At 35.4% G+C, this 14,244-nt stretch carries 11 protein-coding genes; 4 read left to right on the forward strand and 7 right to left on the reverse strand.

Features of this window, described 5'->3' with window-relative positions:
• The first annotated feature begins 140 nt into the window (after positions 1-140).
• Positions 141-2,903, forward strand: coding sequence for a tetratricopeptide repeat protein (locus tag ACUN28_RS27175; RefSeq protein WP_016137003.1), 2,763 nt, complete (start codon positions 141-143; stop codon positions 2,901-2,903).
• A 42-nt stretch (positions 2,904-2,945) separates the two neighbouring features.
• Here ACUN28_RS27175 and lepB read toward each other — a convergent pair whose 3' ends face one another.
• The 3 genes from lepB to ACUN28_RS27190 form a co-directional block, all read right to left on the reverse strand.
• Positions 2,946-3,482, reverse strand: a complete 537-nt coding sequence (gene lepB / locus ACUN28_RS27180; RefSeq protein WP_016137002.1) for a signal peptidase I — start codon at positions 3,480-3,482, stop codon at positions 2,946-2,948.
• Positions 3,483-3,659: 177 nt separating this feature from the next.
• Positions 3,660-4,340 carry a lysoplasmalogenase gene (locus ACUN28_RS27185; RefSeq protein WP_016089454.1) on the reverse strand — a complete coding sequence of 227 codons (681 nt, stop codon included), beginning with the start codon at positions 4,338-4,340 and terminating at the stop codon, positions 3,660-3,662.
• 121 nt (positions 4,341-4,461) lie between these two features.
• A complete protein-coding gene (locus ACUN28_RS27190) occupies positions 4,462-5,412 on the reverse strand; it encodes a DMT family transporter (RefSeq protein ID WP_016089455.1) in 951 nt (316 codons plus the stop codon).
• 270 nt (positions 5,413-5,682) lie between these two features.
• Here ACUN28_RS27190 and ACUN28_RS27195 point away from each other — a divergent pair, with 270 nt between their 5' ends.
• Complete coding sequence (locus tag ACUN28_RS27195; protein ID WP_016089456.1) at positions 5,683-7,608, forward strand: heavy metal translocating P-type ATPase; 1,926 nt, start codon at positions 5,683-5,685, stop codon at positions 7,606-7,608.
• 185 nt (positions 7,609-7,793) lie between these two features.
• Here ACUN28_RS27195 and ACUN28_RS27200 read toward each other — a convergent pair whose 3' ends face one another.
• Genes ACUN28_RS27200 through ACUN28_RS27210 form a run of 3 tightly spaced genes read right to left on the reverse strand, consistent with a single transcriptional unit; the run spans position 7,794 to position 9,703 of the window.
• Positions 7,794-8,663, reverse strand: a complete 870-nt coding sequence (locus ACUN28_RS27200) for a YihY/virulence factor BrkB family protein (protein ID WP_016133536.1) — start codon at positions 8,661-8,663, stop codon at positions 7,794-7,796.
• Positions 8,664-8,669: 6 nt separating this feature from the next.
• Complete coding sequence (locus tag ACUN28_RS27205) at positions 8,670-9,185, reverse strand: DUF4075 domain-containing protein (protein WP_016137001.1); 516 nt, start codon at positions 9,183-9,185, stop codon at positions 8,670-8,672.
• Between the two features lie 53 nt (positions 9,186-9,238).
• Positions 9,239-9,703, reverse strand: a complete 465-nt coding sequence (locus ACUN28_RS27210) for a low molecular weight protein-tyrosine-phosphatase (RefSeq protein ID WP_016089459.1) — start codon at positions 9,701-9,703, stop codon at positions 9,239-9,241.
• Between the two features lie 174 nt (positions 9,704-9,877).
• Between ACUN28_RS27210 and ACUN28_RS27215 the strand changes: the two genes are divergently transcribed.
• Together ACUN28_RS27215 and ACUN28_RS27220 are read left to right on the forward strand one after the other, a co-directional pair.
• Positions 9,878-10,102, forward strand: a complete 225-nt coding sequence (locus ACUN28_RS27215; protein ID WP_000366197.1) for a DUF1128 domain-containing protein — start codon at positions 9,878-9,880, stop codon at positions 10,100-10,102.
• A gap of 193 nt (positions 10,103-10,295) precedes the next feature.
• Positions 10,296-12,962 carry a cation-translocating P-type ATPase gene (locus tag ACUN28_RS27220; protein ID WP_016089460.1) on the forward strand — a complete coding sequence of 889 codons (2,667 nt, stop codon included), beginning with the start codon at positions 10,296-10,298 and terminating at the stop codon, positions 12,960-12,962.
• Between the two features lie 187 nt (positions 12,963-13,149).
• On the opposite strand, the gene ACUN28_RS27225 is transcribed toward ACUN28_RS27220, so the two are convergent.
• Complete coding sequence (locus tag ACUN28_RS27225) at positions 13,150-14,232, reverse strand: toxic anion resistance protein (protein WP_001064411.1); 1,083 nt, start codon at positions 14,230-14,232, stop codon at positions 13,150-13,152.
• Positions 14,233-14,244 lie beyond the last annotated feature (12 nt).

Consider the following 14,244-nt stretch of genomic DNA (forward strand, 5'->3'; position numbering starts at 1 on the left):
GCAACGGTTTAACTCTCAGGAAAAATGATATACCTAGCAAAAACATAGTTTGGTCGATATAATGCAACTTCTACCTATTAAAAGAACATGCACCCTTTACATACAACATCATTTTTCTAAATTATACAGGGGGAACGAACATGACCATTGAAAATCAATTTATCCAAAAGGTTTACTATAAAACATTTTTAACAGAAGAAACTTCTACTCCAGTATCGGAAGTACTCGGTGAAGCATATATAAATGAATCTATAAATGAATTCTCCAACATTTCTAATATCCGCTTTGCTCAAGGTGAATTTTATTACCAAAATAAAGACTTTGAAGCAGCGATATTTAAATGGGAGAAAGTAAATAACGAGCTTGCACTTTGGGCAACCAAAAATATTGCAGATTCTTATTTTGAACTAGGCTTCTTACCAAAAGCAGAAGAAATTTATCAATCTATCCAAACGGAAGATACAACTCTTACAATGGAAGTTTCCTTACAACTTCTTTCTCTTTACATCGAACAAGATCGTTTAGGTCTAGCTTTTAAGACAATTAGTGAGGCTGTTGCATTTCAACCTGACTATCCAAACATTACTGCAATTGCTCGCTCATTCTATGAAAAACAAGCAGATTGGAATAATGCTATCGAACTTGCCGTTCAAGAAGGAATTCGAACAAAATCATTGCACTGGTTCGATACTTTAATCAATTATGTAAATCAAGGATTTACGAAACAAATCAATCCAGAATATTTCTATGAATCTTTAAAAGCTTTATATGCAATTGATCAAGTCCAATTTAAAGAACTTGTTATTGCTCTTTGGAACAGCTATCAAAATGAAAAATTGCATCTACCTTGGATTCAAACAATAAATCATTTATTCTTACATATTGAGACAGACAACAATGACGATTGGCATGAAATTATTGAACGCTATCAAGATACGTACTTTGAATTAATTACTGGTGAGCATTTCATGCATGAAATGCAGGGACTTGTACCCGATCTATTAACAAATTGGTTTAGTTTAACGAAAGCAAAAGATGCCCTATTTGTCTCTGCTGCAGTATTAGCGTGGAATGAAGTTTCACCTACAACTTTAGAGTCATTACTCGTAAAAAGTGCGGGAGCCCTACTCTCTAATTCAACAGCTGAAACAAATGTAAATATGGAAACCGTTTCTCATTTATTCGAAACAATTGCTGTATGGGCTGAAAAAAACGATGTGGATTTAAGTCATCAATTTACGTTACTCGTTCATGAACTATGTGATTTAAATGTTACACAATTACTAATAGCGGGAACTAGTGACCATGATAAATTATCATTCATCAATTCAATATTAGGAGAGAACATCTTAACTGAGACTGTAACAGCTCCTATTCTATTTAAAGATGATAGCCAAACTGAAATAACAGAATTCACTGCGTTAGATGTACACAATATACCGAACTTTGATGAATTCCATCAAATAATGGCTACACCTTCCGATTCAGAACTTGAGAAAAAATGCATAGAAATTAAGTTACCAAGTAGATTTTTAAGAAAAAATAAATTTGCATTTCTTGTTACGCCATCTGTTCAAGGGCAAGTGGATAAAAACAGCCCATATTTTGAATACTTACAAGCAGCAGATAGCCTTATTTACGTATTAAATTCAGCTTCACCATTACATGGGGCAGAGCTTGATACATTACTTTATTTACGTGAACAAGTGCCAAATTTACAAATTCATTTCGTATTACACACAAATAATACGACCAATAATGAAAAGCTAATAAGTAAGATTAAAGTCCATTTCCCAAGTGCACAGTTCTTCCCATACTCTCCTTCACAAGAGAGTAGCCAGCAACTTGGGGACGTGACAGAGTCTATTCTTTCTAATCTAGCTGGACGCGACATGGAACAAGAACGTATAGAAAAACTAATATGGTTTACTCAAAAGACAATCGCATACCTTGTAAATGAACGTGTGGAATTAGAAAATACATTAGTGAAATCAGTACGATGGAATAAACATATCTCAGTGAAACTAAATGGATTTATTAACAATCTTACTGCTCTTGAAAAAGATAAAATTCGTTCTATTACAGAATCTTATCTTTTAACGAAAGAAGAAATCACACGAGATATCCATTCTCAAATTCCTGAATTATTACAGAGCTGTTCTGACCTTGTTCAAGAAGATAGTGATTTCAAATTAGTTCATGAAGAATTAAATACTGCAATGAACGAACGAATTCAAAAACATGTACAGCAAGTGCTTCTTCCTAAATTTACTGGGTTTATTCAAGAGTGGATTGAAACAGCACATAATGAATTTATTCAAGCTCAATCTTATTTAGATGAAATGAGTGAAACGTTTAATAAATTATATAAAGAAGAACGCATGAAACTTCCTTGCGATTTCAAATTATTAGATGATTGGCATCGAGATGTTGTACGCATGACAAATAGAATTACAGTATCGAACATCAATATTTTATTACGCTTTACACCGACACAATTTTTCTTAAAGAGTGCGGGAAAACTATTTGGTAACATGCAAAAAAATCAATCTATGCTCGCAAACAAATATAAACAATATATTGAAACGGAAGACTATACGGAAATTTCTCAAACGATTTCAAAACAATTCTTCCTTCAATTTGAAGTATTTGAAGGCGCATTAGAACGAGATATTATGATGTTCTTTAAAGATCCACTTAGCATATTGAAACAAAATGTGGAAGCAGCTCAACTTGAAATAGAGGAAGACGAACAAACATTAGCAACGTTAAGAAGCAACCCAGAAACTTATCACGATCCGTTAGCATTCTTTAAACTGCAACTATTGCAGCACAAATTCGTTTTAAGTACGAACAAAAACAATGAAGACGTCTATGAATTTAATGAGTCTCCTACGATTTAACATAAAAAACCAAGCAAACTAAAATTTGCTTGGTTTTTTACTTTAATTCATTATTTTCATATGTTCAAATGGATAATAAATTGCCGCTAATTCTCCTAATACATCCGCTTTATCAATAAGTCCTAAACCATTTCTACTATCTCTGCTTATTAAGCGATTATCCCCCATAACAAAAATCTTATTTTTAGGAACTGTAATTGGTCCAAAGTCCTCTGTTAAATTCATAAGTTTTTTTTCAGCTTGTTTTTTATTACTATACAAATACGCTTCCTCTATCACTTCATGATTCACATATAATTGATCATTTCTCACCTCAATGACATCGCCAGGCAAACCAATAACCCTTTTCACGTAAAAATTATCCGTCTTCACAACAATAATGTCTTCTCTCTCATAACTTTCAAATTGCTTTGCCAACTTATTAACAATCACCTTATCCCCATCTTGTAACGTTGGCTTCATAGACGCTCCTTTTACAGTCGTAGGAAAAAACACAAAAATTTTCGTTAAAAACACCAACAAACATGCAATTGCAATCGTTCCAAAGAATTTACGCCAACGTTTTTTCTTTTGCATCATTCCACCATCTCATCATCTTTTTACTTTTATTATAAATAATACGACCGATGATTTTCTACAAAATTCTGAATTATAAAATTACAATATTAGAAATTCCAAAATGGCGATGCTGATCAAATTAAACAAGCAAAAAAGATACTCTCCAAATAGTCTATCCACTATTTGGAGAGTATCTTTTTATATTCCCACATATACAATACACATTTGAGCCGCTACATATGTAAACCAAATCCAAAGTGGTTCATACTTTAATTTACGCCCTCCAATATCTGTCACGCCTATAATAAAATCAGAAATCACAAATAATAAACCACCAAATGCTGGTATCCACCATACTCCTGAATTCTCATAATATAAGGCGAATGCAAAGCAAGCCATTCCTCCAACCCATAATCCATAAATTAGAGCTCCTATCGTAAACAATTTATCTTGTTTATCATTTCGGATAAAAAAGAACCACCCTATAATGAGAAAGAGTCCGTATACAAGTAGACCAATCCAAAAACCATTCCATGAAATGCCTGTTTGCAAAAATGCTTTTACATAAAAACAATGCGCAAGCGCAAAAGTAACCATCCCTCCAATTAACCTGTGACCAATTGGAATCAAACCTGCCATAAATAAATCCCCTACAGTTGATAACGTCATACCTAGTGCAACCCACGTACTATACGCTACTGATGGATCTTGTAACCATATCCAAATTGCACTTGCTGTTAAAGAAAAACTAAGAATAAGACGCACTGCTAAAGGCAACGGCATATTATTTCTTGTTTTTTTTGTCTGCCCTATTGCGTACATTGCACCAATTAAAAAAAGAATGATTTGTCCAATTAACACCATGTAAAGTAGATTCATAACATGTTCTCCTCAATAAATGCTTTTTGTATTTTTTTCGTTACACCTAGTCTATTATCCTTTTTCTATATAAAAAAAGAAGAACAGTACTGTTCTTCCATTGTAATCGTTTTCCTGTTATCTATGCTACTTGTTTTTCTTCCTCCATTTTCTGCTTAGCTGGCGTACGATTCACCACAATAATTCCCGCAGCTACACACGCTAAACCAATTAATACAAATGAGTGAATTGCTTCTCCTAAAATCATGCTCGATAATAACACACCAAATACGGGTATAAAGAACATGTACATTGATACTTTTCCAACCTTATTGTACTTCATAATTGTATTCCAAATACAAAATCCTGCTGCGGATAAGAAAGATAAATAGGTAAGCATAAGTATTGCATGTACACTAAATGTAAATGGCGTGATTCCCACTTGCAAAGCCCCTATACATAATAGCCCAATAGAACCAAAAATCATTTGGTATGCTGTCATATAGCCAACATCTAATGTTTTGCTACCTTCTTTCGCCAATATGTTTCCATATGAATACAACATTGCTGCACTAAGAAGTAATAAGCTACCGATTCCGAAATGGAATGACAAACTACCATCACTCGGTACATTTACTAAAATGACACCACAAAAGCCGATAGAAACCCCAATTACTTTTCTCATATTAAGAGCATCATCTTTATATAAAAAATGCGCGAGTAAAATTTGAAAGAATGATGATGTTCCTGAAATGATAGCTCCTTCAATACCAGAACTATAGCTCATTCCAATATAAAAACATATATATTGGAGAAAGGTTTGAAATAAACCAATTTGTACTAACTGCTTTCCCGTTCCTTTTTTGAAGCTCATATTTTTTCCTAACGCTTTAAAGAAGAATAAGAGCATGACTCCAGATAAAAAGAAACGATAGCCAGCAAATAATATTTGCTCCCCAACTTCTTGTGGCTGAATTCCAAGTTCAGCATAACTTAATTTAATAAAAGGGAATGCGCTCCCCCATAAAAAAGTCGCTACTATCGCAGCAATAAACACGCCAATCGGATGGGTAAAAAATTTCTCTGTCTTCACTTGTTGTCTTCCTTTCCGATCTTTTTATGAACAATATTCATATATACCAAAGGAAGTGTGAAAACACAAGTTTTCAGTTTATACACAAACAAAAACCTATCATCTAAAGAAAACATGTGCTATGCTATAGAATAATTACAACATAATAACTATTAAAATCAGGTTCAACAGAAATGCTGCTATCCATTATGGATGGCAGCTTTCGTCGTTTTATAGGGGTTTCGATTTTGATTCTTTTTCTCAATAAGAATTTGGAAGGAGCGAGTAGTAATGAACTCAGAAGTAAAAGCATTACAAGTACAAAAGTCTATTTCTCATCCCTCTTTATGGGATACATTAAAGAAACATTATGAACTTATATTTGCAATCGCATCTGGTATTTTCATTTTAGCTGGTTGGTTATTCACAAAGAACGATGTAATGAATGTAGGCATTACTTGCTATATCCTTGCTTATATAGTTGGTGGATATGCAAAAGCGAAAGAAGGTATTGAAGATACAATCGAGGAGAAAGAGCTAAATGTCGAGATGCTTATGCTCTTTGCTGCTATCGGTGCTGCAATCATTGGCTACTGGGCAGAAGGCGCAATTTTAATCTTTATCTTCGCACTAAGCGGTGCGATGGAATCTTATACATTAAGTAAAAGTCAAAAAGAAATTTCAGCGCTTCTTGATCTACAACCTGAAGAAGCATTACGTATTTCAAACGGAACCGAAGAACGTGTTCCTGTTGGACGATTACAAATTAACGACGTTATTTTAATTAAGCCAGGTGAGCGCGTTCCTGCTGACGGTACGATTCATAGCGGTGAAACAAATATCGATGAGGCAGCGATTACTGGTGAACCTATTCCAAATGAAAAAAAACATGGTGATGAAGTATTTGCTGGTACTGTAAATTTACGCGGTGCTATCGAAGTTAAAATTACGAAGCCGAGCGATCAAACATTATTCCAAAAGATTATCCGTCTCGTCCAAAGTGCACAAAGTGAAAAATCACCATCACAACTATTCATAGAAAAGTTTGAAGGAACATATGTAAAAGGTGTACTACTCATTGTTGCGCTTATGATGTTCGTCCCTCATTTCTTACTGGATTGGAGCTGGAATGAAACGTTTTATCGCGCTATGATCTTACTTGTAGTCGCATCTCCTTGTGCACTCGTTGCTGCCATTACACCAGCAACATTATCTGCTATTTCTAACGGAGCAAGAAATGGAATTCTCTTTAAAGGTGGCATACATTTAGAACGCCTTGCTTCAGTAAAAGCAATTGCCTTTGATAAAACAGGAACATTAACACAAGGAAAACCTACCGTAACAGATGTATATGTTCGAGAAAATATGACAGAAAAAGAAGTACTTTCTATTACAGCAGCAATTGAAAGTCACTCAACACATCCTTTAGCTGAATCTATTGTGAAGTATGCACAACATGCGTATGACATTACATTAAAAAAACCAGAAAATGTTGAAGATGTAACTGGTTTTGGGCTAAAAGGAATATTTGAAAGCAAAGCTTATAAAATAGGTAAAGCTGATTTTATTGGTGAAGAAACAAAGACATTTCATAATGGTATTTCTGCCTCACTTGAAAAAGAAGGTAAAACTGTCGTTTATATTAGCGATGAGGGCGGCATCCTTGGACTTATCGCTTTAAAAGATACGCTTCGCCAAGAAACAATAGCTGCTATTCGCGAATTACAAAGCATTGGTGTCGAAGCAATTATGATTACTGGAGATAATGAAGAAACAGCAAAAGCAATTGCCTCCGAAAGTAATATAAAGGAATATTACGCATCATGCTTACCAGAAACAAAAGTGGAAACGATTAAAAAGCTAAAAGAAAAATACGGGACAGTAGCAATGGTCGGAGATGGTATAAATGATGCCCCTGCACTCGCTACTGCTAGCATTGGTGTAGCAATGGGAGAAGGAACAGACGTAGCTTTAGAAACTGCAGACGTTGTACTTATGAAGAACGAGTTATCTCGACTTTCCCAAGCAATCCGTTTATCAAAACGAATGAACCGTATTGTAAAGCAAAACGTAATCTTTTCACTAGCTGTAATTGCAATGCTGATTTGTTCAAACTTCTTGCAATTCTTAGCTCTGCCATTCGGTGTTATTGGGCATGAGGGAAGTACGATTCTTGTCATTTTAAACGGGTTACGATTATTAAAAGGAAACAAATAAAAACGGGTCCCTCATAGAGGACCCGTTTTTTCTAATGGTAGCTATTATGCCCGTTCGCACTACTACTCGTTTTATGCTTTGGATGCGAACTACTCTTTTGTTTATTGTTATTTTTATTGTTGTGATTCTTTTTATTATTACTCATGAAATATCCCCCCTGTTCCCTTTTATTATGGAACAAGAGCTCACTTTTCATTACGGGAATTATTGTCACTCGTCCTATAATGATGGAGTAAACCATTAATTTCGCCACCAAGTAAAATTACCCATCCAGTCAAGTAAAACCATAACATTAAAATAATAATACCACCGAGACCACCATATGTATTGGCGTAATTCGCAAACTTATCTACATAATAAGCAAATGAGTACGATACCACAATCCATCCGACAGTAGCAAATGTTGCTCCTGAAATGACTTCTCTTCTTTTTAACTTTCGATCTGGTGCAAATGTATATAAAAAACTAAACAATGCAAATAGTACGAAGAAACTCGCTACTAATCGTGTAATGCTCCACACGTAAGAAAAACTATCCGATAAACCAATTGCTTTAAATACCGCTGCCCCAATGACTTGTCCAAACACTGGAACAATTAGCGCAAACACAATCATAAAAATGATAGCTAACGTAAACACAATTGATAACGCTCTTGTTTTAATAAAAGAACGTGTTTCTGTTACATCATACGCACGGTTAAAAGCATTCATAACCGCATTTACCCCGTTTGAAGCAAACCATAGCATTGACAATAAACCAAATGATAATAAACCACCATTTTGCTCATTTACAACTTTATCCACGTTTACTTCAATTAAGGACATTGCATCTTCCGGTACGTACGGTTCTAATAAATTGAGCACACTTTCTGTTTGAAGGTCAATGAATCCAAGAAGCGTAATTAAGAAAACAAGCCCAGGAAAAATCGCAAGCAAGAAGAAATAAGCGAGCTGTGCTGCCAAGCCCGCTACATCATCACGCATCGTCCGGTCATACAAATCTTTACCAAACGAATAAGCACGATTTCTTCTCACCTTTTCTAAAATTTTTCTCATATACGTTTAAACGCTTTTCTTCTCTTCTTTATCTTGCTTCAACTCAATGTACGCTTCAGTTTTTTTTTCCTCTACATTAGAGTCTTTCATAAATAGTTCACGCGCTTCTTTCATACCGCCATCTTCAGCAACTACTGGCTCTTCTTCTGCTTTCAGCTCATCTACTTTTGAAGATACAGCTTGAATTTCAATCGTTTCTGGCTTCTCTGCTGGCTCAACCTTTTTCTTACTAAAAATTTCTTTCGTTTCTTTTAACGTCTCTACAACAGACGGCGTCAATTTTTTAATTTCTGCTACTTTCGCTTTTACTACATTGAAGTCAGCGAGTTCGCGTCCTTTATCTGTAACAGTTTGCACTTTTTCTTTTATCTTCGCACTTTCACCGATTTCAATCATCTTTGTTTTTGCTTTTTCCGCAGTATTTTTTACTTTTTCACGGTTTTCTTTCTTCAACATAGATACAGCTACACCTGCAGCTACACCAATCGCAATGTTTCGAGCAATATTATTTTTCTTTGCCATATTCCTTCACCCTTTCATTTCTTATGTTAGAAAGTATTTCTTTCTAAGCTTCCTCATATTCCTTGTTCATTTCGAATGAAAGCTAATAGCTTTGCACACCCTTCTGTTACAAGGTCATATACTTCTTGGAAATTCCCTGTATAGTAAGGGTCGGGAACGTCTGTCCAGCCACCGTCTGGAACAAAATCGGACAGCCTACCAATATAGCCTCCAGTTTTACCTAAACTTTTTAAATCTGCTATATTCTTGTTGTCCATGGCAATAATATAATCAAACTTTGTTAAGTCTTCTTTTTCTACTTGCCTTGCTTTAATTCCTTCAAAAGTGACTGCATTTTCTTTTAAAATTTTTTGTGTTCCTTTATGTGGCGGATGACCAATATGCCAATCTCCAGTTCCCGCAGAATCAATGACAATTTTCTCTTCAAGTCCCTCTTTTACGACAAGATCTCGAAAAATCGCTTCTGCCATCGGAGAACGACAAATGTTCCCAAGACAAACAAACAATACTTGAACCATATTTTTGTTTCTTCCCTTCTTGGTGTATTTCTTAATATATAATTATAGTATAAACAACCAATTATTAATTATAAAGGAAATCCCTACTAATTTAATAGGATTGAAAAGATTCATTAACGAAAATGATAAAAAATGTTAAGATAGCCTTATGTTATTTTAAAGGGGGACACTTCGGTGGATTTATCCGTAAAGTCAGAAGAAAACGTTGAATATATGGTCGAAGCTATTAAAGAAAAATTACGTATGGTTAATGCTGGAGCGATGAGAGCTGCTAGTTTTAATGAAGAAATGTACGAAGACTTACGTGACATTTATGAGCATGTTATGAAACGTGAAACATTCAGCATTAGTGAAATGCAAGCTATTACAGAAGAATTAGGTACATTAATTAAAAAGTAAAAAAAGCCTCGCTTATATGAGGCTCTTTTTTATTTCCAACAAATTCATGACAACTCTTCTCTTCCCCTCACCCAACTGTAAAATACTGTACAATAGAAGTAGAACCTCACCTTAGATTTTTTCTCCATACATACTACTCACAAATAATAGCAACACTACCATTGCTAACTGTTTTTACTGGAGGTGCTTACTTATGAGCAATTGGTACAGTAAGACGAAAGATCAAACATTAATCGACCTAGAAACAAACGAACAACACGGTTTAACAGATGAAATTGTAAATGAACGTTTACAGCAATACGGCTCTAATGAATTAGCTACAAAACAAAAACGCTCTTTATGGCAGCGTATTTTCGCCCAAATTAATGACGTCCTCGTATATGTCCTTATTATTGCTGCCCTTATTTCTGCTTTTGTAGGTGAATGGGCTGATGCAAGTATTATCGCGCTCGTTGTAGTTTTAAACGCTGTTATCGGTGTCATCCAAGAATCGAAAGCAGAACAAGCTTTAGAGGCCTTGAAAAAAATGGCGACACCTAAAGCTATCGTCAAACGAGATGGTGAACTAAAAGAGATTCCATCTGAGCACGTCGTTCCAGGTGATATCGTTATGCTTGATGCCGGACGGTATATACCATGCGATTTACGGCTTATCGAAACTGCAAATTTAAAAGTTGAAGAATCTGCTCTAACTGGTGAGTCTGTCCCTGTTGATAAAGATGCAATCTACCACCCTTCTATGCAAAGTGATGAGCAAGTGCCGTTAGGCGATCAAAAAAACATGGCATTTATGTCTACTCTTGTAACATACGGACGCGGTGTCGGTATTGCTGTTGAAACAGGAATGAACTCACAAATTGGTAAGATTGCTACCCTGTTACATGAAGCAGACGATGATATGACACCACTTCAAAAAAGCTTAGCACAAGTCGGAAAGTATTTAGGCTTTGTCGCTGTAGCTATTTGTATCGTTATGTTTCTCATCGGCTTTTTACAAGGACGGGATACGCTAGAAATGTTTATGACTGCTATTAGTTTAGCCGTTGCAGCTATTCCAGAAGGTTTGCCAGCTATCGTTTCCATCGTTCTTGCAATTGGTGTGCAACGAATGATTAAACAAAATGTTATTATTCGTAAACTTCCAGCTGTGGAAGCTCTCGGTTCTGTCACAATTATTTGTTCAGATAAAACAGGTACGTTAACGCAAAATAAAATGACCGTTACTCACTTTTATAGTGATAACACATACGATCACTTAAAAAATTTAAATATAAATAATGATGCGCAACGACTATTGTTAGAAAATATGGTGCTATGCAACGATGCGTCTTACGGTTCCGATTCACAAACAGGGGACCCTACAGAAATCGCCCTTCTTGTTGCCGGAAACACTTTTAACATGCAAAAAGATCATTTAGAAAAGATACATGAACGCGTTAATGAGCTGCCTTTCGATTCAGATCGTAAAATGATGTCAACCATACATACATACGATGAAAGCTACTATAGCATGACGAAAGGCGCTATTGATAAACTCTTACCTCGATGTACCCACATATTTAAAAACGGTAAAATCGAGGCTCTAACAGATGCTGATAAAAATCAAATATTAGAAGCTGCCAGGGCAATGTCTCAAGAAGCTTTAAGAGTACTTTCATTCGCATTTAAACAATACAATTCAAGCAATGTGGATATAGATCATCTTGAAGAAAACCTCATCTTTATTGGTCTTGTCGGTATGATTGATCCACCACGAACTGAAGTAAAAGATTCAATTTCAGAATGTAAAAAAGCCGGTATTCGCACAGTTATGATTACTGGTGACCATAAAGATACCGCCTTTGCAATTGCCAAAGAGCTTGGCATTGCCGAAGACATATCTGAAATTATGATTGGAACTGAATTAGATAATATTTCAGATACAGAACTAGCAAGCAAAATTAATCACTTACATGTATTCGCTAGGGTCTCTCCGGAGCATAAAGTGAAAATTGTAAAGGCATTACGCGCGAAGGGTAATATCGTTTCTATGACTGGTGATGGTGTCAATGATGCTCCATCTTTAAAGCAAGCAGATGTTGGCGTAGCGATGGGTATTACAGGAACAGACGTTGCAAAAGGGGCAGCGGATGTAGTATTAACAGATGATAATTTCTCATCTATTGTGAAAGCTGTTGAGGAAGGTAGAAATATTTATCGTAACATAAAAAAATCAATTCTCTTCTTACTCTCATGTAACTTTGGAGAAATTATCGCTTTATTTTTAGCGATTTTACTTGGCTGGGCGACACCATTACGACCAATTCACATTTTGTGGGTCAATTTAATTACCGACACACTTCCTGCATTATCACTTGGCGTTGATCCTGAAGATTCAGATGTGATGAAAGAAAAACCACGCCGTGCGAAAGAAAGCCTATTTAGCGGTAGTGTCCCTTTTCTTATTTTCAATGGCGCTATAATTGGATTTTTAACGCTAGCAGCCTTTATCGTCGGAGCAAAATTCTATACTGGAGATACAAATTTATTCCCTCTTTTCCCAGAGAAAATTGATGAAGATGCTCTATTACACGCTCAAACGATGGCATTTGTTGTTCTTAGTTTTTCTCAGCTCGTTCATTCATTTAACTTGCGTTCAAGAACGAAATCAATTTTTTCAATTGGGATTTTTACAAATAAATATTTAGTCTTCTCCCTTCTTATCGGTGTTCTTATGCAAGTTTGTATCATCTCCATCCCACCCCTTGCAAATATATTCGGTGTGCATGCGTTAACGATGCGAGATTGGGGATTTGTTCTTTTATTAAGTATCATTCCACTTGTTGTGAATGAGATCATTAAATTAGTGAAAAGAAACTAAAAGGCAATGAGGAACAATCCTCATTGCCTTTTCATTTATCCCACTATTCGCCGGACAGTAAAACTCCCACCTCAAAATTCAGCTTGAGCAAAGAAGTTAGGTGGTAGATTAACTGCCCATAAATGTCCGATTGGTTCAACTAATAATCAGTGGGGAAGAACAAAACCCCACTGATTGAAGTTTCACTTTATCCTTGTAATTCTTTTTTGATGTTCTCTGTTAATGTAGCCATACGCTTACGGCTTTCTTCACGCTCACGTTTGTTTTGCTCTTCAATTTGTTGTGTTTCTTGCATACCTCTTGAAATAATGTTCCAAGTTTCCTCAAGTGTTTCCATCTTAATACTAGAAGAACCTGATAATCTCGCTACTTCCACACTTTGCGTTGCGATATTTTGTGCATTTTTCTTAAGTAATTCATTTGTACGACGATCCAGTTCAGCCATAGAATCTGCAACAAGCTTTTGACGCTTCGCATTTACCGCTTGAATGATACCATTTTTAAAGATAGGAATCGTTGTAATAAACGCTGTATTGATTTTACCAATTAATTTATTATTACCACGTTGAATCATACGAATTTGTGGTGCTGTAAGTAAAGCAACCATACGTGCTTTTTCTAAATCATCAATACGTTGTTCTAAAATTTCAACAGAGTTTTTAAGCGACTCTAACTCAATACCTGCCAATTGATCATTATTACGTACACGCTCTTCATACATCGGAACTAGCTCTGTATTTAAACGATCTAATAACATTTCTCCTGCTACTACGTATTTTTCTAAATCTAAGTAATATTTTAAGTTTTGCTCATATAACCCGTCTAACGTACCAATTGATTTTTTCATTTCATCTTGATACTTCGTAATTTCCACGTACACTTTATCAATTTCACGGCCCATCGTTTGATACTTGCTAAAGATTTGTTCAATCATTTTATCCGCTTTTTTGAACATACGTGAGAAGAAACCGCTTTTCTCTTCCGCAAAGTCTTTGCTATCAAACCTGTCCATAATTTTACCAAGCTGTTTTAATAACTCACCAGAGTCTTCTATTTTTGACAGAGACATTGTATGTAAAATTTGATCTGCAAAGCGTGAAATTTCCATAGAAGGTTCTTTTCCAAGTTCAATTAATTCTAACTGATCTTTAATATCTACCGCATTATAAATACGTTGCACATCTGCATCTTGTCTAAGTTGCAAGCGAACATCTTGTGCTGTTTGCTCATTTAATTCTGTTTTCGAATCTAGTACGACTGGGTTATTCATATCGTATTCTCC

This window comes from Bacillus sp. WC2507, assembly GCF_052656125.1.

Bases quoted from the DNA above. Each gene is read 5' to 3' on its own strand.
- ACUN28_RS27205 (WP_016137001.1), bottom strand. From the start codon at position 9,185: ATGGCAAAGAAAAATAATATTGCTCGAAACATTGCGATTGGTGTAGCT.
- ACUN28_RS27210 (WP_016089459.1), bottom strand. From the start codon at position 9,703: ATGGTTCAAGTATTGTTTGTTTGTCTTGGGAACATTTGTCGTTCTCCG.
- ACUN28_RS27220 (WP_016089460.1), top strand. From the start codon at position 10,296: ATGAGCAATTGGTACAGTAAGACGAAAGATCAAACATTAATCGACCTA.
- lepB (WP_016137002.1), bottom strand. From the start codon at position 3,482: ATGATGCAAAAGAAAAAACGTTGGCGTAAATTCTTTGGAACGATTGCA.
- ACUN28_RS27225 (WP_001064411.1), bottom strand. From the start codon at position 14,232: ATGAATAACCCAGTCGTACTAGATTCGAAAACAGAATTAAATGAGCAA.
- ACUN28_RS27200 (WP_016133536.1), bottom strand. From the start codon at position 8,663: ATGAGAAAAATTTTAGAAAAGGTGAGAAGAAATCGTGCTTATTCGTTT.
- ACUN28_RS27175 (WP_016137003.1), top strand. From the start codon at position 141: ATGACCATTGAAAATCAATTTATCCAAAAGGTTTACTATAAAACATTT.
- ACUN28_RS27185 (WP_016089454.1), bottom strand. From the start codon at position 4,340: ATGAATCTACTTTACATGGTGTTAATTGGACAAATCATTCTTTTTTTA.
- ACUN28_RS27195 (WP_016089456.1), top strand. From the start codon at position 5,683: ATGAACTCAGAAGTAAAAGCATTACAAGTACAAAAGTCTATTTCTCAT.